Annotated in this window: 22 protein-coding genes and 1 tRNA gene; 10 read left to right on the forward strand and 13 right to left on the reverse strand. The window is 46.7% G+C overall.

The annotated features are described in order from the left end of the window. Positions 1–23 precede the first annotated feature (23 nt). Positions 24–413, forward strand: coding sequence for an FxsA family protein (locus BLT32_RS05675; RefSeq protein ID WP_053953562.1), 390 nt, complete (start codon positions 24–26; stop codon positions 411–413). Positions 414–493: 80 nt separating this feature from the next. On the opposite strand, the gene BLT32_RS05680 is transcribed toward BLT32_RS05675, so the two are convergent. The 9 genes from BLT32_RS05680 to asnC form a co-directional block, all read right to left on the reverse strand. Then, positions 494–3,595: an efflux RND transporter permease subunit gene (locus tag BLT32_RS05680; RefSeq protein ID WP_053953563.1), complete on the reverse strand. Its 3,102-nt coding sequence runs from the start codon at positions 3,593–3,595 to the stop codon at positions 494–496. A gap of 11 nt (positions 3,596–3,606) precedes the next feature. Next, on the reverse strand, positions 3,607–4,758 hold the full coding sequence (locus BLT32_RS05685) for an efflux RND transporter periplasmic adaptor subunit (protein ID WP_053953660.1): 1,152 nt from the start codon (positions 4,756–4,758) through the stop codon (positions 3,607–3,609). Positions 4,759–4,828: 70 nt separating this feature from the next. Beyond that, positions 4,829–5,845: a zinc-binding alcohol dehydrogenase family protein gene (locus BLT32_RS05690; RefSeq protein ID WP_053953564.1), complete on the reverse strand. Its 1,017-nt coding sequence runs from the start codon at positions 5,843–5,845 to the stop codon at positions 4,829–4,831. Positions 5,846–5,935: 90 nt separating this feature from the next. After that, complete coding sequence (locus BLT32_RS05695) at positions 5,936–6,946, reverse strand: ArsA family ATPase (RefSeq protein ID WP_053953565.1); 1,011 nt, start codon at positions 6,944–6,946, stop codon at positions 5,936–5,938. A gap of 35 nt (positions 6,947–6,981) precedes the next feature. Then, complete coding sequence (locus BLT32_RS05700) at positions 6,982–7,254, reverse strand: cory-CC-star protein (protein WP_053953566.1); 273 nt, start codon at positions 7,252–7,254, stop codon at positions 6,982–6,984. An 11-nt stretch (positions 7,255–7,265) separates the two neighbouring features. Then, positions 7,266–8,948, reverse strand: a complete 1,683-nt coding sequence (locus BLT32_RS05705; RefSeq protein WP_053953567.1) for a carbon starvation CstA family protein — start codon at positions 8,946–8,948, stop codon at positions 7,266–7,268. A gap of 120 nt (positions 8,949–9,068) precedes the next feature. After that, positions 9,069–9,239, reverse strand: a complete 171-nt coding sequence (locus BLT32_RS05710) for a DUF1328 family protein (RefSeq protein WP_074668909.1) — start codon at positions 9,237–9,239, stop codon at positions 9,069–9,071. A gap of 158 nt (positions 9,240–9,397) precedes the next feature. After that, positions 9,398–12,025: a M14 metallopeptidase family protein gene (locus BLT32_RS05715; protein WP_053953568.1), complete on the reverse strand. Its 2,628-nt coding sequence runs from the start codon at positions 12,023–12,025 to the stop codon at positions 9,398–9,400. A 119-nt stretch (positions 12,026–12,144) separates the two neighbouring features. After that, the gene (asnC, locus tag BLT32_RS05720; protein WP_053953569.1) at positions 12,145–12,615 is read right to left on the reverse strand and encodes a transcriptional regulator AsnC; all 471 of its coding nucleotides are present in this window, start codon (positions 12,613–12,615) and stop codon (positions 12,145–12,147) included. Positions 12,616–12,749: 134 nt separating this feature from the next. Here asnC and asnA point away from each other — a divergent pair, with 134 nt between their 5' ends. The 3 genes from asnA (at position 12,750) to BLT32_RS05735 (ending at position 15,231) form a co-directional block, all read left to right on the forward strand. Further along, positions 12,750–13,766 carry an aspartate--ammonia ligase gene (asnA, locus tag BLT32_RS05725; protein ID WP_053953570.1) on the forward strand — a complete coding sequence of 339 codons (1,017 nt, stop codon included), beginning with the start codon at positions 12,750–12,752 and terminating at the stop codon, positions 13,764–13,766. 29 nt (positions 13,767–13,795) lie between these two features. Further along, on the forward strand, positions 13,796–14,779 hold the full coding sequence (locus BLT32_RS05730; RefSeq protein ID WP_053953571.1) for an LLM class flavin-dependent oxidoreductase: 984 nt from the start codon (positions 13,796–13,798) through the stop codon (positions 14,777–14,779). A 65-nt stretch (positions 14,780–14,844) separates the two neighbouring features. Next, positions 14,845–15,231 (forward strand): glutaredoxin family protein, encoded by a 387-nt coding sequence (locus BLT32_RS05735; RefSeq protein WP_053953572.1) that lies wholly within the window; start codon positions 14,845–14,847, stop codon positions 15,229–15,231. 11 nt (positions 15,232–15,242) lie between these two features. Here the strand turns inward: BLT32_RS05735 and BLT32_RS05740 are convergent, their stop codons facing one another. Next, positions 15,243–16,079 (reverse strand): hypothetical protein, encoded by an 837-nt coding sequence (locus tag BLT32_RS05740; protein ID WP_235443978.1) that lies wholly within the window; start codon positions 16,077–16,079, stop codon positions 15,243–15,245. 88 nt (positions 16,080–16,167) lie between these two features. Between BLT32_RS05740 and BLT32_RS05745 the strand changes: the two genes are divergently transcribed. Beyond that, positions 16,168–16,677, forward strand: a complete 510-nt coding sequence (locus BLT32_RS05745) for an alpha/beta hydrolase (RefSeq protein WP_053953573.1) — start codon at positions 16,168–16,170, stop codon at positions 16,675–16,677. Positions 16,678–16,687: 10 nt separating this feature from the next. Next, a complete protein-coding gene (locus BLT32_RS05750; RefSeq protein ID WP_053953574.1) occupies positions 16,688–17,095 on the forward strand; it encodes an HIT domain-containing protein in 408 nt (135 codons plus the stop codon). Here BLT32_RS05750 and BLT32_RS05755 read toward each other — a convergent pair. Then, entirely contained in the window at positions 17,085–18,998 is a 1,914-nt protein-coding gene (locus tag BLT32_RS05755; protein ID WP_053953575.1) for a methyl-accepting chemotaxis protein, read from the reverse strand. The two genes, BLT32_RS05750 and BLT32_RS05755, sit on opposite strands and share 11 nt — an antisense overlap. An 89-nt stretch (positions 18,999–19,087) precedes the next feature. Between BLT32_RS05755 and BLT32_RS05760 the strand changes: the two genes are divergently transcribed. From BLT32_RS05760 to BLT32_RS05765, 3 genes are read left to right on the forward strand one after another with little or no spacing between them, the layout of a single operon-like run. Beyond that, positions 19,088–19,609, forward strand: a complete 522-nt coding sequence (locus BLT32_RS05760; protein WP_053953576.1) for a biliverdin-producing heme oxygenase — start codon at positions 19,088–19,090, stop codon at positions 19,607–19,609. Continuing rightward, on the forward strand, positions 19,599–19,733 hold the full coding sequence (locus BLT32_RS13105; protein WP_268762562.1) for a hypothetical protein: 135 nt from the start codon (positions 19,599–19,601) through the stop codon (positions 19,731–19,733). The genes BLT32_RS05760 and BLT32_RS13105 overlap by 11 nt, the downstream gene beginning before the upstream one ends. Further along, positions 19,733–20,770: a Fic family protein gene (locus BLT32_RS05765; protein WP_053953577.1), complete on the forward strand. Its 1,038-nt coding sequence runs from the start codon at positions 19,733–19,735 to the stop codon at positions 20,768–20,770. Before BLT32_RS13105 ends, BLT32_RS05765 begins: the two co-directional genes overlap by 1 nt. A gap of 9 nt (positions 20,771–20,779) precedes the next feature. Here BLT32_RS05765 and BLT32_RS05770 read toward each other — a convergent pair. Both BLT32_RS05770 and BLT32_RS05775 read right to left on the reverse strand, forming a co-directional pair. After that, positions 20,780–20,856, reverse strand: a tRNA-Pro gene (locus BLT32_RS05770). Between the two features lie 82 nt (positions 20,857–20,938). Continuing rightward, entirely contained in the window at positions 20,939–22,582 is a 1,644-nt protein-coding gene (locus BLT32_RS05775; RefSeq protein ID WP_053953578.1) for a DUF3413 domain-containing protein, read from the reverse strand. A gap of 67 nt (positions 22,583–22,649) precedes the next feature. Between BLT32_RS05775 and yejK the strand changes: the two genes are divergently transcribed. Next, positions 22,650–23,693 (forward strand): nucleoid-associated protein YejK, encoded by a 1,044-nt coding sequence (yejK, locus tag BLT32_RS05780; RefSeq protein WP_053953579.1) that lies wholly within the window; start codon positions 22,650–22,652, stop codon positions 23,691–23,693. Positions 23,694–23,734: the final 41 nt, after the last annotated feature.

Genomic DNA, 23,734 nt, shown 5'->3' on the forward strand with positions numbered 1-23,734 from the left:
GATAGAGAGTTGTAGGAGTCGTTATGACAGATAAACGAGATAAGCTTTATATACGTTTCAGCCAGGGCGGGCAAAGTGCCCGGGGGCGTTCATCCGCTTCCGGGAACTGGTTTACCCGCATTCTTGGCTTATTATTGCTGTTGGTCATTGTTGGTTTGGGGCTGGCTTTTGGCTTGGTTATTGCCGGTATTTTGCTATTACTGATGATACCGGTGCTTTGGCGCCAACGTCATACCATTAAACAAGTATGGCGTATGCGCAAACAAGCGAAACAACATTACCAGAATCAACAACGTCAATATGAACAGCAGGAAAGTTACCGTCAGCAATCGAACCACAAAGAGAACAGTTCCAATGGCTCAGTCATTGACGGTGAATACGAAGTAAAAGATAAAGACGAAACAAAGCGTTAATTAATTTTTTTGTTTCACTTAAAAGAAAACCGGAGCCCTGAAGCTCCGGTTTTTTTATGGCTATTTACTATTGCGCCAATTTATTCTTCAGCCTGTTTGGGTGGGAATATCTTTCTCACCACATAGAAGAATAGGGGCACAAAGAATATTGCCAATACCGTACCACCAATCATACCGCCGATAACCCCGGTACCAATAGCGTTACGACTTGCGGCACCCGCACCGTCACTTAAGGCCAATGGCATAACACCAAAGATAAAGGCAAGTGACGTCATCAGAATAGGGCGCAGACGTAGTCTAACCGCTTCCATGGTGGCCTCAAGCAACTCTTTACCTTGTGCTTGCAAGTCTTTGGCAAACTCAACTATGAGTATAGCGTTCCTTGCTGAGACCCCCACAGTCGTTAATAGGCCGACCTGGAAGTATACGTCGTTGGAAATACCGCGCAGCATTACCGCAACTACAGCACCTAAAATACCTAAGGGTACAACCAGCATAACTGAGAATGGAATAGACCAACTCTCGTATAATGCGGCCAGGAACAGGAATACAACTACAATAGAAACGGTATACAGTATCGGTGCAAAGTTGCCGGACTGGCGCTCCTGTAACGAAATACCTGTCCACTCAAAACCAATACCTGGCGGTAACTGAGCAATTAAGTTCTCAATTTCCGTCATGGCTTCACCGGTACTGATACCTGGAGCCGCCTGACCTTGAATTTCCAGTGCGGCAACGCCGTTATAACTCTCCACCCGCTGCGGACCATAGGTCCATTCCCAGCTTGAGAAGGAGCTAAAGGGCACCATATCGCCTTGGTTATTACGTACGTACCATTCGTTAATATCCTCAGGCAGCATACGGTCGTCAGCTTCACCTTGCAGATACACTTTTTTGACTCGGCCGCGGTCAATGAAGTCATTAACGTAGGCAGAGCCCCAGGCGGTACTCAGGGTGTCGTTAATACTAGCTATGGTCAGACCTAAGGCTTGTGCTTTTTCAAAGTCGATATCAATACGCAGCTGCGGCGCATCGGGTAAGCCATTAGGGCGAACCTGCACTAGTTTCTCGTTCTGTGATGCCATTCCCAGCAATTGGTTACGGGCTTCAGTAAGGCCTGCGTGACCAATGTTGCCACGATCCTGCAGGAACAGGTTGAAACCACTGGAAACACCTAGCTCGGGAATAGGTGGCAGGTTAAAGGCAAAAACCATGGCTTCTTTAATACCAGCAAAGAATCCAAAAGCACGACCAATAACTGCATCGACGCTTTGGCTCTCATTACGCTCGTCCCAGTCTTTCAGGCGAACGAAAGCGATACCATTTGCCTGACTGCGCCCTGAGAAGCTAAAGCCAACTACGGAGAATACAGATTGTACCGCGTCTTCCTGGTTGAGGTAGTAGTCTTCTATCTTATCCATAGTCTCGACCGATTGCTCAAGCGTTGAGCCAACCGGAAGTTGCATCTGCGTTAAGAAAACACCACGGTCTTCATCGGGCAGGAATGCAGCGGGCAGACGAGTAAATAAGAAAACCAGTACGCCAATAATACCTAAATAGATAAGCCCGAAACGCATGGTACGACGCAAGATATAACTGATTGAGTTGGTATATTTAACCGTCCATTTTTCCAAAGTGCGGTTAAACCAGCCTAATGGTCCCCAACCTTCGTTTTTGTCATGTTTTACTGGCTTCAACAATGTTGCACAAAGAGCCGGCGAGAAAATGATTGCGACAAGCACAGACAGACCCATAGACGTAATTATGGTCAATGAGAACTGTCGGTAAACTGCACCGGTTGAGCCGGGGAAAAAGGCCATAGGCGCAAATACTGCAGCCATGACGACACCAATGGCTATTAATGCGCCGGTAATTTGCCCCATAGACTTAATGGTGGCTTGTTTTGGTGACAAGCCCTCCTCAGACATAAGCCGTTCAACGTTCTCGACAACAACGATGGCGTCATCCACCAGGAGGCCTATCGATAGCACCATGCCGAACATAGTTAGCGTGTTTATCGAGAAGCCGGCTAGCGCCATAACACCCATGGTACCGAGAATAACAACAGGTATTGCCAGGGTAGGAATGAGTGTCGCCCGCAGGTTCTGCAAGAAGATAAACATGAGCAGGAACACCAGAATAATGGCTTCTATTAGTACCTGCGCAACCTCTGAAATCGAAATTTTGATAAACGGCGTGGTGTCATAAGCGGTCACCATTTCCATGCCGTCAGGGAAAAACTCTTGCAATTCCTCTATGCGCGCATTAACGGCTTCAGCTGTCTCAAGCGCATTAGCTCCCGTTTGCAGGTTAATAGCAAGACCAGTTGCTGGTTTACCATTGTAATTGGCTTCAATTGAGTAGTTTTCAGCACCTTTTTCAACACGAGCTACGTCTTTTAAGCGTACCTGAGAACCGTCAGGCATAACTTTCAGAGTAATGTTTTCAAACTCAGACACCTCGGATAAGCGTGTTTGCGCAATAATCGTCGCATTCAGTTGCTGGCCTTCAACAGCTGGCGTTCCGCCGAGTTCACCGGCAGCAACCTGAGCGTTCTGTGCACGTATTGACGACTTAAGGTCGTCCATGGTCATGCCGTAGTTAACCAGCGCTGAAGGGTCAACCCAAATACGCATGGCGTAAGGCGCACCAAACAACTGGACGTTACCAACACCGGTTGTCCGCGCAATAGGGTCCTGAATATTGGAGGCAATGTAGTCACTTAAATCGGTTTGGGTATAGCGATCATCTTTTGCGACCAGCGCCAAAACCATTAAGAAAGAGCTACTGGACTTACTGACGGTAATTCCCTGTGCCTGTACTTCCTGGGGCAGCTGTGGCGTTGCCTGGGAAAGCTTATTCTGCACCTGTACTTGCGCAATGTCCGGATCGGTACCGGACGCAAAGGTCAGGCTGATAGTCGCGTTACCAAAGTTACTTTGTGATGAGAAGTAGAGCAGGTTGTCGATACCTGTCATATTCTGCTCAATGACTTTGGTTACAGTATCAGACACTGTTTCCGCGTTTGCGCCAGGGTAGTTGACTTGTATCTCAACTGCCGGTGGCGCAATGGTCGGGTACTGGGCTACCGGTAGCTGAATAGTCGCAATGGCACCTGCCATCATGACCAACAGCGCGATAACCCAGGCAAATATGGGTCGATTAATAAAAAACTTAGCCATTGATGAATCCTTTACTGCTGTTCATTAGAGGCAGAGTTCGAAATTTGGACCGTTGCGCCCGGACGAACTTTCTGAAGGCCTGAGATGATAACTGTGTCACCTTCTTTTACACCGTCACTGACTAACCAGTCACTGCCAATGGCTCGCTCAGTAGTTATCATGCGCTGCTCAACCTTGTTGTCGTCGTTGACGACCATGACATAAGGGCGACCTCGCGGGTCACGAGTCACTGCTTTTTGTGGCAGCAACAGGGCAGTGTTGATAGTACCTTCACTGACAGCGGCTCTAACGAACATGCCCGGATAAAGAGTTTTATTCGGATTAGGGAAAACGGCTCTTAACAAAATAGCGCCGGTATCTTCTTCAACGCTTACCTCTGAAAACAGCAATTCGCCTTGCTGGTCAAAGTCTAAACCGTTCAGTTTTAAACGAACCGGCGCATTGCCTGACTCATTCGCTTCGATACGACCTGACTGAATATCGGCCTGCAGCTGCATAAATTGTTTGCTGGATTGGCTGATATCAACATAAATAGGATCAAGCTGGTTGATAGTCACTAAAGGTTCCTGCTGAGAAGCCGTAACCAAGGCGCCCTCGGTAAAGTTGGAGCGACCAATAATACCATTGATAGGCGCATTAACTTTCGTGTACTCAAGGTTGATTCGTGCGTTTTTAAGTTGAGCTTCCGCCAGTGCAACCGCTGCTTTATTTTGAAAATAAGTCGCCTCTGCACTATCGAACTCGTCTTGGCTTACTGCATTTTCCTGAAGAAGCTCTTTAAAGCGGTTGTAACGCAGTTCTGAACTGCGCAGTACTGCTCTGGCACGCTGCACTTCCGCTTCGGCGCTGGCTAATTCAGCTTGATAAATAGCTGGATCGATCTGGTAGAGCTGTTGGCCTTTCTCAACGTAGGTACCTTCTTCGAAGGTTCTTTCTAACAGTACGCCACTCACTTGAGGGCGTACTTCGGCCACTCGAAAAGCTGCCGTACGACCGGGCAGTTCAGTACTTAACTCAAGAGACTCTGGCTGCACGGTAATGACGTCAACCTGAGGAGCTCGCTGTTGTTGACCTTGCTGCGGCTGGTCACCACAGCCGCTTAGTACTGTGGTTGCTAAAATGCCCGCTGCAAATAACGGCGCAATTTGAAAGCGCTTTTTCATCAAAATACCTCTAGCTTGTCCATTTTTGAATACCGCAGAATTATACATACATTCATGTATGTTTGTAAAATTATTCCTCGACAGTTAAGACGATTTTGCCAATCGTTTTATGTGTTTCTAACGCCGAGTGCGCCTTTCTCAGGTTCTCGGCATTCATAGGGCCGAAATTCTGACCCAATGTCGAGCGTACCTGATGGTTGTCGACTAAATTAGCAACGGATTGCAGTAGCTCTTGCTGCTTAATCATATCGTCGGTAGTAAACATCGAGCGGGTGTACATGAACTCCCAATGCAGGCTAATGCTTTTTTGTTTCATCAGTCGAATATCGAGAGGTTCGGCCGGGTCGTCAATTAAGCTAAACCGGCCTTGCGGTGCCATAAATGCCATACTTTGTTCGAAGTACTGCTCGCTGTGAGTGAGGCAGGCGACATCAGTTACCTGGCCAATACCAAGGCTTTCAATTTGCTCACCCAATGGTTTGCTGTGATCGATAACATGGTGTGCCCCTAAGGCCTTTACCCATTGCTGAGACTCAGGGCGTGAAGCGGTTGCGATAACAGTAGCGTTTGTTAGTTGTACCGCAAGTTGCGTGAGTATTGAACCAACACCGCCGGCACCACCTATAATGAGCAAATTCCGCTTTTTGTGGGGTGACGGCGCATCAATCTGTAAACGATCAAAGAGCAGTTCCCAGGCAGTGATAGTCGTCAGTGGCATAGCTGCCGCTTGAGTATCATCTAAAGTACTGGGCGCGTGTGAGGCAATGCGGTAATCAACGGCTTGATACTCTGCGTTACAGCCGGGGCGTGTTAAATCACCGGCATACCAGACACGGTCACCGGCGCTAAAGCCTTTCACCTTGCTTCCTGTTTCAACCACTTCGCCAACGGCGTCCCAACCAATGACTTTATAACCTGAGTCGGGTTCGGCACGCATTCTGATTTTGGTATCCACCGGATTAACCGCAATAGCTTTAACCTTAACCAGTAAGTCATGGTCACCGGCAGTGGGTTTGTCAATTTCGATATCTTCCAAAGACTTAGGATCATCAATAGGAAGGGAACGTTGGTATCCGACAGCACGCATCGTCTACTCCTTATTTCGGACGTTAAATGTTTTATATATACGCAGTTTAGGTCAAAACGATGACTTTGCGATGAAAGAAATTAGAAAGGATTAGGCTGAGAAGCCACTTTTTTCCAGCTCCTTGGCAAACGCTGAAAGGGCATCGACCCCTTGAATATCTTCTTCTTGCAGATAAAGTTTGAAATTAGGCCACTGGGCAAACGTCTGTTCAATAGTCTCTAAATAGGCTCGCTCTTGTTCTTTGCGCTTCGCCAGAAAGCCACCATCTGCTGACTCAGGTAATATACGATTCACGACCACTCCTGAAACCGGTAGTTTTTCTTCAGTGAGTGACTGTAATGCACGTTGAGTTTCGTTAATTGGCAAACGTTCAGGCGTTAGCACGAACAAAATGCCGGTGTAGTTCGGGTCTTGTAACAGTCTACGAGTACGTTGAAACAGACGTTGCCGATTGAGTAACTGTTCGGTAATGGCTTTGGTTTTATCCGACATTCCGTCACTGGCGTTGTCAGAAGGATCCGCCATGGGGTTATTAATGTCCTTACCGGCTTTCGGTGACAAATGTTCCAGGACACTGTCGAATTCATCGGAGCGCTTTTGCGAACGCAGCATGCCTTGTGTCCACGCTGCCATCGCTTCAGGGAGCGATAATAAACGCAATGTATGGCCGGTCGGTGCAGTATCAAATACGAGCAAATCGTAGTCTTTCTCGGCTTGGTCGATAATTTTGCAAATGCGTTCAAGCATAGCTGCTTCCTGCGCACCTGGTGACTGCTGTGTCAGTCGCATTTGCCGTTCAATTTCAGGAAATAGGTCGGGGTTGGTAAAACGCTTCATTTGCGAGCTAACACGAGCAACGTGCTCTTTCACTTCTTTGTCGGGATCAATCTCCATAACCGTGAGGTTGTCAGAAACGTGGTGTAAACGATCACCAATATCCATATTGAAGACATCGGACAGGCTGTGAGCCGGGTCAGTGGATACCAGTAGCACCTTTTTGCCGTTCTTGGCAGCTAACATGGAAAGCGCGGACGAGACTGTTGTCTTGCCAACACCACCTTTACCGCCAACAAGTAAGATTTTTTTACTGGATAACTGCATACAACGGGCTCTTTAGTGGAGAGTGAAAAAATTGATTAGCAGCAACGGAAGTGATCAAGCGGTGAGTGCTCCATCCCTATTCTTTTGTGCCATTCGTGAAAGCGTTCGAGCATTAAGGGTTGTAATTCTAATGTGTAATAGGCGGCCGGATTCGGCACGCCCATTATCTCGGAGTAAACCAAGAGCATGAACAAGTCATCTTCGTCGCGTTTAGCGCGAGCAATGGCAGAGCGGTAGGGCGCATTATAAAACTCGTTTACCAACTCGCCTGCACGACTGAACCAACGTTTTACCGAATGAATGTTCATACTCAATTAAATTACCCGTTTTGTTTCTCTGCTTTTTGTTCCTTTTTAATTTTCGACAAGCTGGCACTTGCTTCCAGAGCTATCCAGATAGCTGCTACCAGAACCACCAGGTCGAGCGTTAACAGGAACCAGTCGCCTTTATCGTAGAAGCCTTTAAGCTGAACGATAAGAGCGAATACCGTCATTATTAATAAGAAAATAAGCGGTAATAACGTGTAGTACATTGGGCGGCCTAAGCGCACCAGCATAACGGTAATAACCAACAGTGTCAGACCGGCAAGCAGCTGGTTGGTCGTACCGAACAGAGGCCAAATTAACAGACCGCCAGAGCCGTCAGCGCCGCCAGCACCAAATGCCAAGATTAAGCATGAGCCTACCGCCAGCAGGGTTGCCGGTAAGGCTTTCTGCATCCAGCGGATGTTATACAAGCCACCCCATTCCTGGAAAATATAGCGCTGCAAACGAAGGCCCGTATCCATGGTTGTACCGGCAAACAGCACAGCCATAACTGTCAGTAGGGTTTCAGCGATATTGGCTTCAAGGCCAAGTCCCTGGCTGATAATGTTTGCGCCACCTTCAACGAAGGCAGCCACACCACCTTGACCGAATGAGGAGTAAACAGCCTCCCAGTCAGCCAGTGTCGCAAAGCCAGCTGTTGCGGCAATGATGGTCGCCAGCGACAGTGAACCTTCGCCGATGGCACCAAAGTAACCGACAAAGCGAGCGTCAGTTTCTTTGTCCAACTGTTTAGAGGTGGTGCCAGAGGCAACCAAGCCGTGGAAACCGGAAATTGCACCACAGGCAATGGTAACAAAGAGCAACGGCAGCATGGATGGCGTGCCTTCAGGCGTATTGGTGTTGAATGCCGGCGCAGAAATTTCAGGCCCTAGTAGTAGGGTTGCGCCGTAAAGAAGAATCAATCCAATAAACAGCTGCAGGCCGTTAATGTAGTCGCGCGGTTGCAACAACATCCAAACTGGCAGTAACGAAGCAATAGCTGCATAGCCGAACAGAATCAGTACCCATTGTGCGTTATCGCTGACACCCATGAAGGTTTCAGGCAACGCCAGCGGCACTGAAGGACCAACGAAAATAAGAATGTATAAAGCAACAACGCCTATGACCGATATCGCTCCAAGTCCCATCCATTTACGGAAAATGATTTGGCCGATAATCAGCGCCACAAAAATAGCCCCCCAGACCGGCACCACTGAACTCGAGAACTTAATGAGCAAACCTGAGATAGCGGTGGCGAATACAGCGTTAACCATTAGTAGTACTAAAAAGATAACGATCATGAATAAGGTCTGAGATCGTTTACCGACAACATCACCGGTCAAGTTACCAATAGACTTAGCTTTGTTGCGGCTACTGGCCCAGATAGCGCCAGCGTCATGTACACCTGCAAAGAAGATAGTGCCAAAAACGACCCAAAGGAAAGCAGGAACCCAGCCCCATATAACAGCGATAGCCGGCCCAATGATAGGTGCCGCACCAGCGACAGAAGTGAAGTGGTGGCCCCAAAGAACATATTTATTGGTCGGAACAAAGTCGACGCCGTCTTCGAGTTCGTGAGCAGGAGTTTTAAAATTTGGATCGAGCTTAAAGATTTTTTCGGCAATGAATTTTGAATAAAAAACATAACCGAGAAACATGGCGCCCAAACCCAAAAGCATCATGACGATAGCGTTCATGGCGTTAGCCTCGTTGTTATAGGTTAGAAAGACATTGATCGAACATCACACGCTAGTGTAGCGCATATTCAATAATACTGTGCATTCGACCAATGTCTAATTGTTTGTCTAACCTCTTAACTACCTACCCGGGCCTTTAACCAGTCGAACGACAAGAGATATCGCAAACAGAATGATGAATATGTAGAAAATGATTTTGGCAATTTCAGCGGCGGCACCTGCTATTCCACCAAAACCAAATACGGCAGCGATTACAGCGACAATTAAGAATATTAGTACCCAACGTAACATAAGCACCTCTTTTTTATGAGATTTTAAGTGTCACTAGTTAAGGTAGACCAGGATTTTCGGCTTTGCCAGAAAAGGAAATGTAAAGATAAAGGCGATTGAGAGAAAAGTCACTGCCCGTTGAGGACAGGCAGTGACAGGTTTAAAGGGCTTAAATAGCCTTAGTGAGCTTGCTCAGCCGCTTCTTCATCGGCGGCGGCTTTGTCTTTAAGAGGCTTCGCATAAACGTTGATGCGGTCGCCTAAGTAAATAGCGTTACTCAACAGTTTTGCCGTGCCCCAGAAATAAGCGCGGAAGTTTACGTTATCGGTAAAGGCTATAACATGACCGTCACCAAAGCGGTGGGCGGCGATGTTGGTTTTGCCTTTAAGAATGTCGCGGTTACGTTTGTCGGCATAACCACTTAACAGTGGGGCATCGCTGTATTTAGCAACGGAGACAAAAGGCGACTCTGGTGTTTCAAAGGCTTCTAACGAGCTTTTGAATACCGGCATGGTTGAACGCGGGAAGCCATAGAACAACGGATGCGAAGTGTCCACGTCCATTGAGAAAATAGCTCCGGCAATGCGTTGTTCGGCATAGAAGTCGTCGCGCTCTTCATACGTCAGGCCTTCTTTTGCAAACGCATTTTGATAGACCTCTTCACCGACGTAACGAGCGTGCAACAATCCATTATTTGAAAGCCATTCAGCGCCACCACGCTGACCAATAATGACACCGCCTTGCTGTACCCATTGTTTCAGTTTCTCTTTGACGTCGTCAGACAGGTAACTGTTGTACCAGCCATCGACCATAATAATGTGAGAATAACGAGTTAAATCAACGCGTGATAACCGGTCTGTGTCAACCATGGACAGAGGAACACCCACGTGGCGATCGAGGTAGTACCAGGTTTCACCAGCTTCGTACAGGTTCACACCGTCGCCGGTTAGCATCATTACCTTAGGCTCTTCTACCGGCTGAATATTACGGCTACCTAAGTCGACACCTTCAGGGGTAAGCCCCGTGCCAATAGATGTAACTTGTACGTTTTGCTCTTTAGCCAGAGTGGCTAAAATGCGTTGTACCTGATGCCAGTCTTTATTTTGGTAAGCCTTTGGTACAACAACGGCACCCGGTTCAAAGGTTTTGCGTTCGCCCTGAGCTTTAACTGCGAAAGACTTGGTTGACTGGCGCGCGTGAATGTCGTTCTCCAGCAGGCTTTGCAATAACGCCGGGGCTTTGTAGTCGTCCCAGCTAAAGGCATAAGCGTAGGCGTCTTCCAGTGTCGTTTGTTGCTTAACCGGAGCATCCCAGGCTGCATCAGCAATTTGAATACGTCCACGGTGTGTTGTAAACGGCAGGTTAAAAGCGTGAGCTAAGGTCCAGCCTGAAACATCGTAGAAAGTATTATCCGGGAAGTCTTTACGAGTGCTAAAGATACCCTGAATAAGGCCAAACTGGTCTTGCTCAGCCGGAATATAATAGCTTTTACCTGCTTTGTAGACTTGTCCGTCTTTTTCGATATCTTTTTCAACGCGATAGCCTTCAATACCATGTTGTTGAAGAATATCGATAAAGCCTTGCAGGCGAGACGCATCGGTAGCATCGCCGACAAGGTAGCCGTCGAAGTTCTGGCTAGCCGCTGCTTCTAATGCGTTGTCATAAGCCTGTTCCTGGAAGCTTATAAAACGCGCTTTGTTTTTATGAGCGCCATAAATGGTGCTAAGTGACGCCACAAACTGATTGCGAATAGTAAATGGGAAGGCAACTTCACCGTTTACGGAGTCTTGCAAGTGACCACGGCTTGACGCCTGCTCAAACAAAATACCAACGGCGCCCTGGATATCAGGGTAAGTAGAACCTTTGCCGTAATAAAAGTCATCGAATGACTCTTCGGTGTAGTAAAGGCTGCCAATATCATCCAACGAGTCCGCATGCTCAGCCGCTAAAATCTCAGTTAAACGCACATTTTCATCGGGCGTCAGCGGATTTTTGCGCGACGGGATACCCGGCTGGAAGAAAAACGTACTGTTGGTTCCCATCTCGTGGTAATCGGTGAGCACGTTTGGCTTCCACTTCTGGAAGTTAGCAATACGAGCGCGTGACTCTGGGTGTTGCAACAGCAACCAGTCACGGTTCATATCAAACCAATAATGGTTAACGCGACCGCGTATAAAGGGTTGTACGTGTTCACGACTTTGCGGGTCAGCGACCAGGTTTTGGCTTTTATGCTGATTTGCCCATTGTGCAAAACGCGCCAAGCCGTCAGGGTTAAACGCAGGGTCTAAAAGTACTACTGAGTCTTTTAGAACGGCCTCTATTTCTTCACCTTGCGCTGCCGCCAGGTAATAAGCCAATAAAATAGCGGCGTTACTGCCACTGGACTCATCGCCATGAATGCTGTAACCCATGTAAAGGACTAATGGCGTGTTCTCAGGATCGGCGTCACGCGAAGTGTCAGCTGCTGCTAAGTGGCGCTCGCGGACGTCATCAATATTCTTATGGTTGTCAGGTGAAGTGACTGTCAGCAAAACCAACGGGCGCTGTTCGTGAGTGCGGCCAGTTTCTTCAAAGGTAATGCGATCAGACTCTTCTGCCAGTTGCTTCATGTAGTTAACAATTTGCTCTGGGCGCGCGTGCCAGTCACCAACGTTATAACCCAGCGCTTCTTTAGGCTTGGTTATGCTTTCGTCATAACTGACATCTGCAGGTAAGTAGTACGACAGGTTCTCAGCGGCAGCAATCGAGGGTACAGCAACGATAGCGACCGTAAGCGCACTGACGTAACGAATGCACTTTCGTAACATACGGGCTTCCTTCTTTATTCTAGTTAGTATTATCAGTGACTTTACCCTAACAGATACTGATGTATAAGCGCTTCTTTTTCGGTGTTTCGTTTCATTCCTGAGGTAAATGACCAGACAGATTAAGGCTGCAAGTCTCGTTTTATAGGCTGCTGCAAAGAAATAAGTGTTTCAGTTGACTGTATTTCAGGGATGGCCTGAATGCGGTTAATAAGAATGTTTTGTAAGTCATCTATTGAACGAGTCAGTATTTTTATGAAAACGTTGTACTGACCGGTGGTGTAATGCGCTTCGATAACTTCTTCTAACTTTTCCAGCTTAGCGATAGCCGAGGGGTAATCGCCCGCCTGACGCAAGGTAATGCCAATAAAACAGCAGACTTCATAGCCTAGAGCTTTAGGATTAACGGCTAAGTGGGTGCCTTTAATAATTCCCGCAGCGCGCATTTTTTCGACGCGTACATGAATGGTTGCCGGGCTCACTTTGTAGCGTTTGGCAATTTCGCTATAGGCTTTGCGAGCGTCGTTCATAAGCTCTGACAGTATGTTTTTATCCAAATTGTCGATTTGATAATTTTGCGCTGATTTTTTCATGGTTATTTAATGTTTTTGTGAATTTATCGGGTTTTATCTTAAATTAATTACAGTGAAAAGCTAATTTTGTTTTTATCTGTTGAATATTCCTTCTTATTTGGTGTTAATGAGTTAACAGAGAACAGGAGAGACTTATGAAACATTCATTTATAAAACGACAGCAACTTATTCGCCAAATTAAAACGCAGTTTACTCAGGAACTTGCATCGGCATTAAACCTTATTGAGGTTCAGGCGCCGTTACTGAGCGAATGTGGAACTGGCGTGCAGGATGACCTGTCTGGCAAAGAGCAATCGGTTAAAGTGTCAATAAAGGCGATACCTAACAAGACCTATGAAGTCGTTCACTCGTTAGCGAAATGGAAGCGACAATTACTCGGTGAGTATGGATTCAGCGAGGGAGAGGGCATTTTAACCCACATGACCGCGTTACGACCCGATGAAGAAAGCTTAGGTCGCAAGCATTCAGTGTATGTCGATCAATGGGACTGGGAAAAAGTCATTGCTGAGCATGATCGCAGCGTGGCTTGCTTAAAACGGACTGTCAGGCGCATCTATGCGGCGTTGCTTCGCACTGTTGAGTGCATTCCTGAAATTAGAGCGAGCGGATTAGAGCTGCCTGACGACATTTACTTTATTCACAGTGAAACTCTCGCGCAGCAGTACCCCGAACTGAGCTCGAAACAACGCGAGCGGGAAATAACTAAAGCGTACGGCGCCGTTTTTATTATTGGTATTGGTGCGCGCTTAAGTGATGGACAAGCGCATGATGCACGCGCGCCCGACTACGACGACTGGAGCACGGTGTCAGAAACCGGTGAAACCGGATTAAACGGTGATTTACTCGTCTGGCACGAGGCTATCGACGATGCGTTAGAGCTATCCTCTATGGGAATTAGAGTTGATAAGGTCGCATTAAAACGTCAGCTAGAATTGAGCCAGCAGCAATCTAAAGCATGCTTACCTTGGCATCAGTCGCTTATCGGTGGGAAAATGCCTTTAACAATTGGTGGCGGTATAGGTCAGTCGCGAGTGGTTATGTTCCTTATGCAGGACAGTCATATTGCCAAGGTGCAGGCGAGTGTGTGGCCAGAGGAGGTTACGCAGTCATTGCAATCAGACCTTGAAAATAAAGAAGCCATGCCAATATAGAGAGTATCAATCACTGTTTTTGAGTTGTTATGAAATATTCATTATTAGACCTGGCTCCGGTGACCGAAGAGGGAACAGCTGCAACCGCTTTGCATAATGCAGCAGACATTGCTCAGCACGCAGAAAAGTGGGGCTACTCCCGCTTCTGGATGGCGGAGCATCACAATATGGAAGGTATAGCCTCGGCCGCAACGGCGGTTGCGTTGGGTTATGTGGCCAGCAAAACTGAGCACATACGAGTGGGCTCAGCCGGTATTATGTTGCCAAACCATGCGCCTTTTGTAGTAGCGGAGCAATTTGGGACTTTAGATGCGTTATACCCGGGCCGAGTCGATTTAGGGCTGGGCAGGGCGCCGGGCACTGATGGTGCAACGTTACGGGCATTGCGCCGCAGTCCGAATGACGCAGAAAACTTCCCGCGTGATGTGCAAGAGTTACTCGGTTATCTGGCAGAAGTCCAGCCTGCTGATGTCATTAAAGCGGTACCTGGCTATGGGCAAAAGATACCGGTTTGGTTGCTGGGGTCCAGTACCTTTGGGGCGCAGCTTGCAGCTCATCTGGGGCTACCGTACGCCTTCGCCTCACACTTCGCACCGGACTATCTGCACCATGCACTAAAAGCGTATCGGGACAATTTTAAGCCTTCACAATATTTGGATAAGCCTTATGTTGCGGCAGCAATGAATGTGTTTGCCGCAGACTCTGAAACCGATGCCCGATACATGATGAGCTCAATGCAACAGCAGTTCATTGCGCTTAGACGAGGTATGCCGGGTAAGTTAAAAGCGCCGGTTGAGGATATTAGCCGGATGGGCTCACCGCAGGAAATTGCAGGCGCGAATCACGCACTGACTTATACCGCAGTTGGCACAAAAGATACCGTGAGCCGTCATATGAATCAGTTTATTGATGACACCGGTATCGATGAATTGATTTTAACCTGCCATGGGTATGATCACGACGCGCGCTTGAGGAGTTTTGAAATTGCCAGCGAGGTATTAAACGAGCGTTAAGCAATAGACCGATATGTGCTAGGCTATCGGCCTTTCTTTGTTATTAATAGTTGAGTTTTTGCTTTATGCGCATTGTGATTCGTTATTTCTTCCGCTTAGTTCGTCTTATTTTAATGCCATTTATGATTATTGGTGAAAAGCTGACAACCCCGAAAGGTGTTGAACGCAGTACTGAAGAGCAAAGCAAGGTGGATGAACAGTGTAAGAATTTGGCGTTATATCAATTCAAAACCTGTCCATTTTGTATAAAGGTTCGCAAAACCATTGCGCGTTTGTCGTTACCCATCGAACTGCGTGATGCACAACACAACCAAGCTCATAGAAATGAGTTAGAGCAGGGTGGCGGTCGAGTGAAAGTTCCATGCTTACGCATAACCGAAAAAGACGGCTCTGCCACCTGGATGTACGAGTCCGATGATATTAATCTATACTTAGAAAAGCGTTTCGGTTAACTCTACCGACATTAACGTGGCCGGTTTGGTCCCAACCACCGGTCTAACGCTCGCTGAAACTCTGAATTGCTTTGTACGGAACTTATCGCGCTGTTCAGGGTTTCTATGGTGCGTTTGCCCCATTCGTTTCGTGTACAACCAACCGCACCTTCAATAACCTGACCGTCGTATTCTGCAATAGGAATAAAACTCAGTTTGGCACCGTCATCATGAGTGCGCTGGTAATATTTTTTTATCATTTCGTAGTCGACAGTGTAGTCAATACGATCATTCAGTATCATAGCAAGCACGCTTACGTGTGACTTCTGTCCACTGATAAAGCTAAAGTTACTTGAGTTAAGCAGGTAGTCATCGATAAAAGGCTGTAATTTGCCGTAACGGCGTTCATCGGGTTGTCCAAAGCGCAAGTCGGTGTCTTTGGCGAGCTCTTCGAACCGAACAGGGTAGCCATATTTGGCAGTGATATACTGGGCGGTATCTCGGTTGGTTATTACCCCATGTGGCGCATACTTGTGGGTTGTATCGCTGTAAAGAAAGGTGTCGTTATAGGGGCTATTTTTAATGACACAGGGAAAGCACAGGTTTTTACTGCGTTTCATTATCATTGTAATGCGTTTTGACGGCAGCTTTCTAATGTTATGAATGTTTTGCGGCAGCTCTTGCTGGAACGCACTGACCAGAGCATCGCAAACACCGGCGTCTTTATATTCGCCATCGTAAATATGAAAAGGCGGTGCCGAGTTAACGCCCCAGGTAATGTCATCGTTAGCCACTGCTTTTGCAGACAGGAATGAGCCCATTGAAGCAGCCACCATTACAAGTAGCGATACACCATTTTTTAGCGGCATAACGTCCTCCTGTGTGCATTATGTTTGTTAACTCAATCTATACTGTAGTTTTAGCGCAAGTTAAACAAAAAATATAGGGTTTTGATACATGAATGTTGTTTTTAGTCACGGAAAAGAAAGCGGACCTTGGGGAACCAAGATCAAAGAACTCGCTAAAAAAGCTGAAGAAAAAGGCTTTGAGGTTGATAGTGTCGATTATCAGGGGATCGACAATGTTGATGAACGCGCTCTTAAACTTCGAGAAAAATTAACATTTATAGAAGGGCCGGTTGTATTGGTGGGCTCAAGCATGGGCGGTTACGTGGCAACAGCCTGCGCCGGAGAACCCGCGTGTAAAGGCTTATTTTTGTTGGCTCCCGCCTTTTATTTAGGTGGCTCGGTTAACTTCGATACTGTGGCTCTTCCCGAGTCGACGGCTATTGTGCATGGTTGGCGTGATGATATTGTGCCAGTAGAAAACAGCTGGCGCTTTGCCAAGCAACACTCAGCAGAATTGCATATACTGGATGATGATCACCGACTGATAAGTACGTTACCTAAAATAAGTACGTTGTTCTCTCAGTTTTTAAGCCAGCTTGAAACGCAGGACGCTAATTAAGGAGTCAATAATGAGTGAATTCCCGGTTGCGAAGGCACTGCTAGAAGACAGTTACTTTTTATCCGACTGGCCGTTATGCCAGGTGCGTGTGATGGACGATGCGCAGTACCCTTGGTTTGTGCTGATTCCGCGAGTCGATGACGTGCGGGAACTCTGTGACTTAACCGAAGAGCAGCAAATTCAATTTTTGCATGAAAGCTCCTTTTTAAGTCACTGGCTAAAGGCAGAGTATAAGCCCGATAAACTCAACGTCGCTGCGTTGGGAAACCGAGTGCCTCAGTTGCATGTGCACCATATTGCCCGGTTTATGAGTGATGCGGCATGGCCGGATCCAGTGTGGGGTAAGCAGCCAATGCAACCCCTTTCAGACAAGGAAGTTGCACGGCTGCAAGAGTTATTTGCCGATATTACGTTTTAAATTGCTCTAATTGCTTACGAAGGCTGTCAGCGAGTGAGGACATTTGTTCACACTCGCTGTGACTTTCGCGAACCGCTGTCGACACCTGCGTCGCAAAGTCAGCAATAGACTGAATGTTGGCGGCAACATCCTGACTAACCGACGCTTGCTCTTCTGTTGCGGTTGCGATTTGAGTACTCATATCCGCAGTTTCCTGAATGAGGTTAACTAACTCATTCAACTTATTGTCAGCATCGCTCAGTTTTTCACTGGTGCTTTGCGCTTGCTTACGGTTATGCTCCATAGCGGAAACCGCATTGCGAGAGCCCTCTTGCAGGCGAGTTATTTTCTGACGAATTTCTTCGGTTGACTGACCGGTACGCTGTGACAGCGTTCTGACTTCATCGGCAACTACGGCAAAGCCTCGACCGGCTTCACCGGCGCGGGCTGACTCAATGGCTGCGTTTAACGCAAGCAAGTTGGTCTGCTCTGAAATACCTTCAATGGTATCAATAACAGTAACAATACTTTCGACGTCGTTTGCTAAGCTTTCAACAGACTGTGCCGCACTTTGCATCGAGTCAGACAATTGGTGCATGGTATTGACGGCTTGTCGTAACTGCTCTTGGTTTTGCTCTGTGGTTGAGCGTGACTCTGACGCATGGCTGGCCGTTTGGTTGGCATTTTCGGCAATTTCACGAACGGTGGTTTCCATTTCGTTCATAGCGACCGCAACCTGGTCTGTTTTATTCTCCTGCTCGTTGGAGAGGCCATCAATTTGCGTCATGGACTTATCAATTGATGTCACTTTCTCGTTAACCTCATAAGCGGTATTGCGCACATGCGTGATAATACTGCCGAGGTTGGCCACAAACGCATTGAAGCCTTTTGCTAAGTCGCCAATTTCGTCGTTGCTGTCTATTTCCAGACGTTGGGTTAAGTCGCCACCTTCGTTAGACATACGGTTTAGGTTTTTGGCCACATACTTAATAGGACGAACAATTTTCTTGGCATAGAACCAGCTGCCTACAACAAAGGCGGTGCCAATAATAATACTTAAAACAATAATAGCGGTGATAGTATTGTTCAGGCCTGAGTATAGCTCGAACTCGGGCATTTCAATAATGATACGCCAGCTAGTATTCGGCAGGTTAGTGCTGGCAATAATCCAGTCTTCACCGTTGTGGCTGCTGTAGCCGGCCTCAAAATCTGAGTTGCTCAGCATTTGGTTAGCAACATCAGAGCCAACCTCTGACGACAGGCTTCTGAAGTCGTTAATTGATGGGTGGATCTGAATTTTCCCGCTGTCATCAACGAGGTAAGCAATACCTGTTTCACCTACCTGAAAGTTCGCAATGGCGTCTTGTAACGCTTTCAGGCTTTGGCCAATACCGCCTACACCTAAGGTTTCGCCATTGTCGGAAATACGGACATTGACAAAAACCGTTGGCGTGCCAGAGTTTTCATCAACGTCAAAGTTTAATGCTTGCTCTTCACCGCTATCGACAAAGTCATAGAACCACTGGTCACGCTCAACCGACGGAGAAACTTGCTTTAAGATGCCATCTGCGGTGTAGTAGTTGCGACTTAAGTTACTGACGGCAAAGGCTGCGACAGCATTTCTGTTGGTGTAAACACGGTTAAGGTATTGGGTGATTTCATCTTGAACCTGACGGCTATCGTCATTTTTAAAGGCATCAATGAGGTATTGGTTATTTGCCATTTCCTGTGAGACCAGCATAGGAGTGTTTATAAGCTCGCTGATTTCGCCACGAATTTCACCTAAGGTAGCGGGTAATTCTTGCTCAATGACTCGCTCTTCAATCAGTGAGCGCATCATGTAAGTAGAGATACCCAGTGCAATGACTAACAGTGTTGTTAAGGCAATGGCCATGCTTAGGGTCAATTTATTTTGCAAATTCATGCTTACCTCATTAATACAAACTATTTGTGTGACTGTGTCGTAGCTATTATTGCTATCGGTTAATACAGCGAAATAATTAGGAGAAGTTTTTGACGTCCTTTCCTTTATTAAATGAGCTTAGAACAAAGACTCAAAAACTGCACAGTAAGCTAGAACAAGAGTCTTGTTTTGCTGACTTGATGAAAGCCGATATTAGCTATGGACAGTATGTTGCTGCGTTAAATAGCCTGAATACTTTTCTGGCAACACTTGAGCCTGCTATAGAAGCTTATTTAACAAAGAGTGACTATGTGTATAAGCCACGACTTTGGTGCGTTCAGAGCGACCTAGAGGCTTTGGGCCACCCTCCAGTATTGGACACACCCCGACGAACAATGACTGACACTGAGGCTATAGGGGCTGCATATGTTATTGAAGGCTCGACTCTGGGCGGAAAAATACTTCATAAAAGACTGCAAAAACAGGATTTCATTGCTAATGCTAACGCCCTGAGCTACTTTAGCTTTTATAAGGAAAATACTTGGTCAGATTACATTAATTGGTTGGCAAAGCAGTCACTCAGCCCAGCAGAAAATAATGAGGTATGTGCAGGGGCAATAAGTGCTAGATAGTGAAAGAAAAGCGGCTATTAACTTAGCTGAAGATGAAACTCGCACTCAGCTGATAAAACGTGTTGATGATGCGCTGTACGATGCGAAAGAAAATGGGCGAAACAGGGTGGTGACCGCAGAATAATGATAAATACCGAGGGGGCGCTTTCGACGCAAAGCATTAACCTGGTTGCTGATGTTAGTAAAAAGCTCGGCTATCTGGAGTGTTTGCTTGAAGATGCTCAGTCTGAACAAGTTGGGCTTAGTGACGTTTCGCGTCAGAAAAAGCTAAATGCCTCTATTGGTATGGACTTAAACGCAACGCAGCTTAACGGCGTGTCTTTAAGCGAGGCTTATGAGTCGCATTCGCGCTGGCGCATAGGCTCTGATGAGAGTCTTCGGGATGCTCATAGACAAACTTTCGCTGCCGTGACGCCGGAAGCCGGCAGTTATCGTTCCACGGGCATGGGTATTTACCAATATAACAAGCTGGTTCATACCACCGCGCCCGCCGGGCAAGTGCCTAAGCAACTCCGCTCATTACTTGAGTGGGTGGAGCAAGCGGACGAGCATCCGCTAGTTAAAGCCGTCATATTTTTGCGTCAATACGAATTCATTCAGCCTTTTTCTATTGGGAATAGCAGTATTGGCCATTTGTGGGTCAGCCTAATTCTTGAGCAGTGGCATGGTTTGCTGCGTTGGCTTAACTTTGAAACTAAGTTAAAAGAAAAGCGTAGCGAATATTATGACTGCTTAAGGTTGTCTATTGGCAATAATGACCTGAGTGTCATGGTTGAGTTTGTACTGAACCGTTTGGATGAGGCTTTCGATGAACTTCTGGATAGCGTTAAAAAGACACTAACGGAACACGATAAACCTGTAAATTCGATGAAAGCTTCGGTAATAAGTTCGGATATAAATTCGGAGAAAGGGCGTTTTCACGAAATTAGGCCTTACTTTACCACTCGTGAGAACATTCTTGCGTTATTACAGGAACATCCAGAGTGGAGTGCCGCACGATTATCAGAAGTGCTCGGAATTTCTGACCGTGCTGTCGAAAAGCACATTTCCAAATTAAAGTCTCGCGGGCAATTAAAACGTGTTGGCTCAGCAAGAGGCGGATACTGGCGAGTTGTTGCGCCGTTGAATGAACAGTTAGGTTTGCTTCAGGGAGATAGTTAAAGGAAGAATTGGTCGGCGTGAGAGGATTTGAACCTCCGACCCCTGACACCCCATGACAGTGCGCTACCAGGCTGCGCTACACGCCGACCGAGGGAAGCTATCTTACTGTATTTGACGTATTACGCAAGCCTCAGAAGCCTTTTAGCTGCTCAAGTGCTTCTATTTTCATCAATTACCTGACTCTTGAGTTTCGGTAAAGCGTTTAAGGTCTTTTAATGCGTCTATTAAAACCGGAACCGGTGGTTCAGAGCCTTTTTTCAAAGTAAATTCAGGGCTGCTGTAGACGTTAAACTGGCCACTATTATCCAAAATCGTTATTTCCGCTTCGTCATAAATAACAATATAAGGACTGTAGGTTTCGATAAGCGGCCAACGAGGCTTCTGAGAGTGTAAACTTTCACCGTTGGTGTAGTTTTTAAAAGACCCTGCGCAGGCAATGCGATCATCCATAACAGTCGGAATAATATCCATTAAACCGGCAATAGGTTGCTTAGGAAGCTCTAGGTTCGATTGCCACAAGGGGACAGTCATGTTTGCAAGTGCAAACTGCTCCTTGCCTAACAATCCGGACTGCTCCTTAGGCGACAAATAACTGACCAAAACTTGATGTTGTCGCGCTTTAGTGAGAATGCCTGATAACTGATCAGTATTGTCTTCTGTCAGCAGTATGACATTAATGCGCTGATTATTGCGGCCCGTAAAGCTTTGAAGACTCTCTGTACTAATTTCATCAGTAAACTGTGACAGGCTGAGCTCATCAGTATTCCACTGTTCACTGAGGTACCAGTTCATTTCAATATTAAAGTCGTTCAAAGGTTTCAAATAAGCAGGCATTACTTTCTGACGTTCAATTGTATCCTGATAAAAATCGGGAAGTCCGTATAGAAACTGAAACAAGCCGCCTTCCTGCCGGGGGTGGGCAAGCATAGTTACCTGTGTTTGAGTTAAGCCTGAGCCTGCCAGAGCAGCATTGATGTTCTCGCTATATTCATTAAACAGAATAATTGTCGCAGGCTGTTCAAAGTCTTTCTTCGAGCATAAAAGCGGCTGCTTAGGGTACTTCAGTTTAATTTTATCGGTCGCCATAAGCATCTGTTGACGAGCCTGATAACTCTCAACATCAATAACCCCGTGTTTCGCCATAAGCGTTTTTGCTGTGGTCGGGTAGGACAATGGGAACATATCGTCCTGTTGGGTAATGGGGGTATATAAAGACGCGTCTGCCCAAACGTGGACGCTATGACTCACAAAAAAGCACAGGACAAATACTGCTGTTGCCGGTGCACCTATTTTTTTACGCTGCAAGTCACTCAAGCGTTTCCAGGCAAGGTTAGCAAGTAGCAACTCGATACCGACAATTAACAAGAACCCTAACAGCACTGCTGAAATTATAACGAAGCTAGCCCCGGTAAATACGGCTTCAGCGTCTTTAGTCATTTGAGCCAGAGAATAGGTGTTTAAGTGGTAGCCGTACTGTCTAAAAAATAAGGCGTCGGCAATAAGAGCGATAAGCCCAAACGAGGCGACTAACGCCGCTAAGCCGCGCAGAACCTTTGAGTAGGGCACAATAAGACAGAGCGGGAATATAAGAATAATGAAGAACACGAAGGGCAAAAAGGCAAAATGCCCAAGCCAACTCACCAGCATATATAAGGTGCCAATAGCACTCGGTGACTCTGGCGATGCCTCAACATAGAGCAAACCAATGAATAAACACAGAATAATGTTGGCAAACGTAAACCAATGCCCCCAGCTAATTAGCCGTGCTATTTTGTCCCGGCGTTGGTATTTTCCGCGTTGGTCCTTTCCCATTGTCTACCAGTCTCGTGTTACAATCCGCTTATAGTAACACAGCAAAACAGCAAGGATAGTCCCTGATATGCAATTGCGAATTGAAGAAAGTATTATTCACCAGTTTTACCAAAACGATGGTCAGGTTGGCTTACGATTAGCCCCTTCAGCATTGAATGAAGACGAGCAATTGCATGATTTACTGGTTGAGTTAACGGACGTTTATACCAGTAAACCGGCTAAAGGTTACGCCAGTTTTCTGACCGAAACCGACGAAGGTGATGCCAGCCCGTTTCCGGAGCAACTGAAGTCCTGGTATGACAAAGAGCTCGACTTTGTTGAGTTCAGTCAGCAGTCGGCCAAGCTATTATTAGAGCAGTTGCAAAGTTATAACTTATTGGAAGCTGGCTTTTTACTGATAACCCGTTATCAACACTTAAGTTCAGAATACCTGTTGGTATGCTTCTTACCGGTAAAAGAAGGCGTCACGATAAGCCCGGATTTAGCGGTTGACCGTTCATCACAGCTGGACATTAGTAAAGTGCAGCTGGCTGCGCGTATTGATTTAACCGAGTGGCGCACGGCGCCCGATGCTGAGCGCTATATTTCCTTTATTAAAGGACGTGCGGGTCGCAAAGTCTCAGACTTTTTCCTGGACTTTCTGGGGTGTACCGAGCGTGTGAATACCAAAGAGCAAACTCAGCAGTTGGTTGATACTGTTCAGGAATACGCGAAGCAGTCAGGGCTTGAAGCAGAACAGCGCCAGGCATTAAATAAAACAGCGTATGAGTATTGTGACGAACAGTGGAAGCAGGGCGACTCGGTAAAAATTAAAGACTTGTCGGAGCAGTTTGCAGAACAGTATCCGTCAGATAACTCTTTTGAAATGTTCTCTAAAGAGTTTGCCGAGCAGCGCGAAAAAGAGATTGCCGACGACTTTCCGGCCGATAAGTCGACGCTAAGAAAATTAGTTAAGTTCCAAGGTCAGGGCGGTGGTGTCAGTGTCGGTTTTGACCACACAGTATTGGGTGAGCGAGTTCATTATGATCCAGCAACCGATACTTTGACTATAAATGGAACACCGCCGAACTTGCGTGATCAATTACGTCGCTATTTTGGTATCGACAGCTAGGGTTATGCGAGTTAAGCAAAAATAAAGGCGCAGAGTGTGAG

Source organism: Idiomarina zobellii (genome assembly GCF_900100855.1).
Classification (GTDB): Bacteria; Pseudomonadota; Gammaproteobacteria; order Enterobacterales; family Alteromonadaceae; genus Idiomarina; species Idiomarina zobellii.

What these genes read in the sequence shown, in the direction of transcription:
- BLT32_RS05675 (WP_053953562.1), top strand. Translation starts at nt 24, where the DNA reads ATGACAGATAAACGAGATAAGCTTTATATACGTTTCAGCCAGGGCGGG.
- BLT32_RS05680 (WP_053953563.1), bottom strand. Translation starts at nt 3,595, where the DNA reads ATGGCTAAGTTTTTTATTAATCGACCCATATTTGCCTGGGTTATCGCG.
- BLT32_RS05685 (WP_053953660.1), bottom strand. Translation starts at nt 4,758, where the DNA reads ATGAAAAAGCGCTTTCAAATTGCGCCGTTATTTGCAGCGGGCATTTTA.
- BLT32_RS05690 (WP_053953564.1), bottom strand. Translation starts at nt 5,845, where the DNA reads ATGCGTGCTGTCGGATACCAACGTTCCCTTCCTATTGATGATCCTAAG.
- BLT32_RS05695 (WP_053953565.1), bottom strand. Translation starts at nt 6,946, where the DNA reads ATGCAGTTATCCAGTAAAAAAATCTTACTTGTTGGCGGTAAAGGTGGT.
- BLT32_RS05700 (WP_053953566.1), bottom strand. Translation starts at nt 7,254, where the DNA reads ATGAACATTCATTCGGTAAAACGTTGGTTCAGTCGTGCAGGCGAGTTG.
- BLT32_RS05705 (WP_053953567.1), bottom strand. Translation starts at nt 8,948, where the DNA reads ATGAACGCTATCGTCATGATGCTTTTGGGTTTGGGCGCCATGTTTCTC.
- BLT32_RS05710 (WP_074668909.1), bottom strand. Translation starts at nt 9,239, where the DNA reads ATGTTACGTTGGGTACTAATATTCTTAATTGTCGCTGTAATCGCTGCC.
- BLT32_RS05715 (WP_053953568.1), bottom strand. Translation starts at nt 12,025, where the DNA reads ATGTTACGAAAGTGCATTCGTTACGTCAGTGCGCTTACGGTCGCTATC.
- asnC (WP_053953569.1), bottom strand. Translation starts at nt 12,615, where the DNA reads ATGAAAAAATCAGCGCAAAATTATCAAATCGACAATTTGGATAAAAAC.
- asnA (WP_053953570.1), top strand. Translation starts at nt 12,750, where the DNA reads ATGAAACATTCATTTATAAAACGACAGCAACTTATTCGCCAAATTAAA.
- BLT32_RS05730 (WP_053953571.1), top strand. Translation starts at nt 13,796, where the DNA reads ATGAAATATTCATTATTAGACCTGGCTCCGGTGACCGAAGAGGGAACA.
- BLT32_RS05735 (WP_053953572.1), top strand. Translation starts at nt 14,845, where the DNA reads ATGCGCATTGTGATTCGTTATTTCTTCCGCTTAGTTCGTCTTATTTTA.
- BLT32_RS05740 (WP_235443978.1), bottom strand. Translation starts at nt 16,079, where the DNA reads ATGCCGCTAAAAAATGGTGTATCGCTACTTGTAATGGTGGCTGCTTCA.
- BLT32_RS05745 (WP_053953573.1), top strand. Translation starts at nt 16,168, where the DNA reads ATGAATGTTGTTTTTAGTCACGGAAAAGAAAGCGGACCTTGGGGAACC.
- BLT32_RS05750 (WP_053953574.1), top strand. Translation starts at nt 16,688, where the DNA reads ATGAGTGAATTCCCGGTTGCGAAGGCACTGCTAGAAGACAGTTACTTT.
- BLT32_RS05755 (WP_053953575.1), bottom strand. Translation starts at nt 18,998, where the DNA reads ATGAATTTGCAAAATAAATTGACCCTAAGCATGGCCATTGCCTTAACA.
- BLT32_RS05765 (WP_053953577.1), top strand. Translation starts at nt 19,733, where the DNA reads ATGATAAATACCGAGGGGGCGCTTTCGACGCAAAGCATTAACCTGGTT.
- BLT32_RS05775 (WP_053953578.1), bottom strand. Translation starts at nt 22,582, where the DNA reads ATGGGAAAGGACCAACGCGGAAAATACCAACGCCGGGACAAAATAGCA.
- yejK (WP_053953579.1), top strand. Translation starts at nt 22,650, where the DNA reads ATGCAATTGCGAATTGAAGAAAGTATTATTCACCAGTTTTACCAAAAC.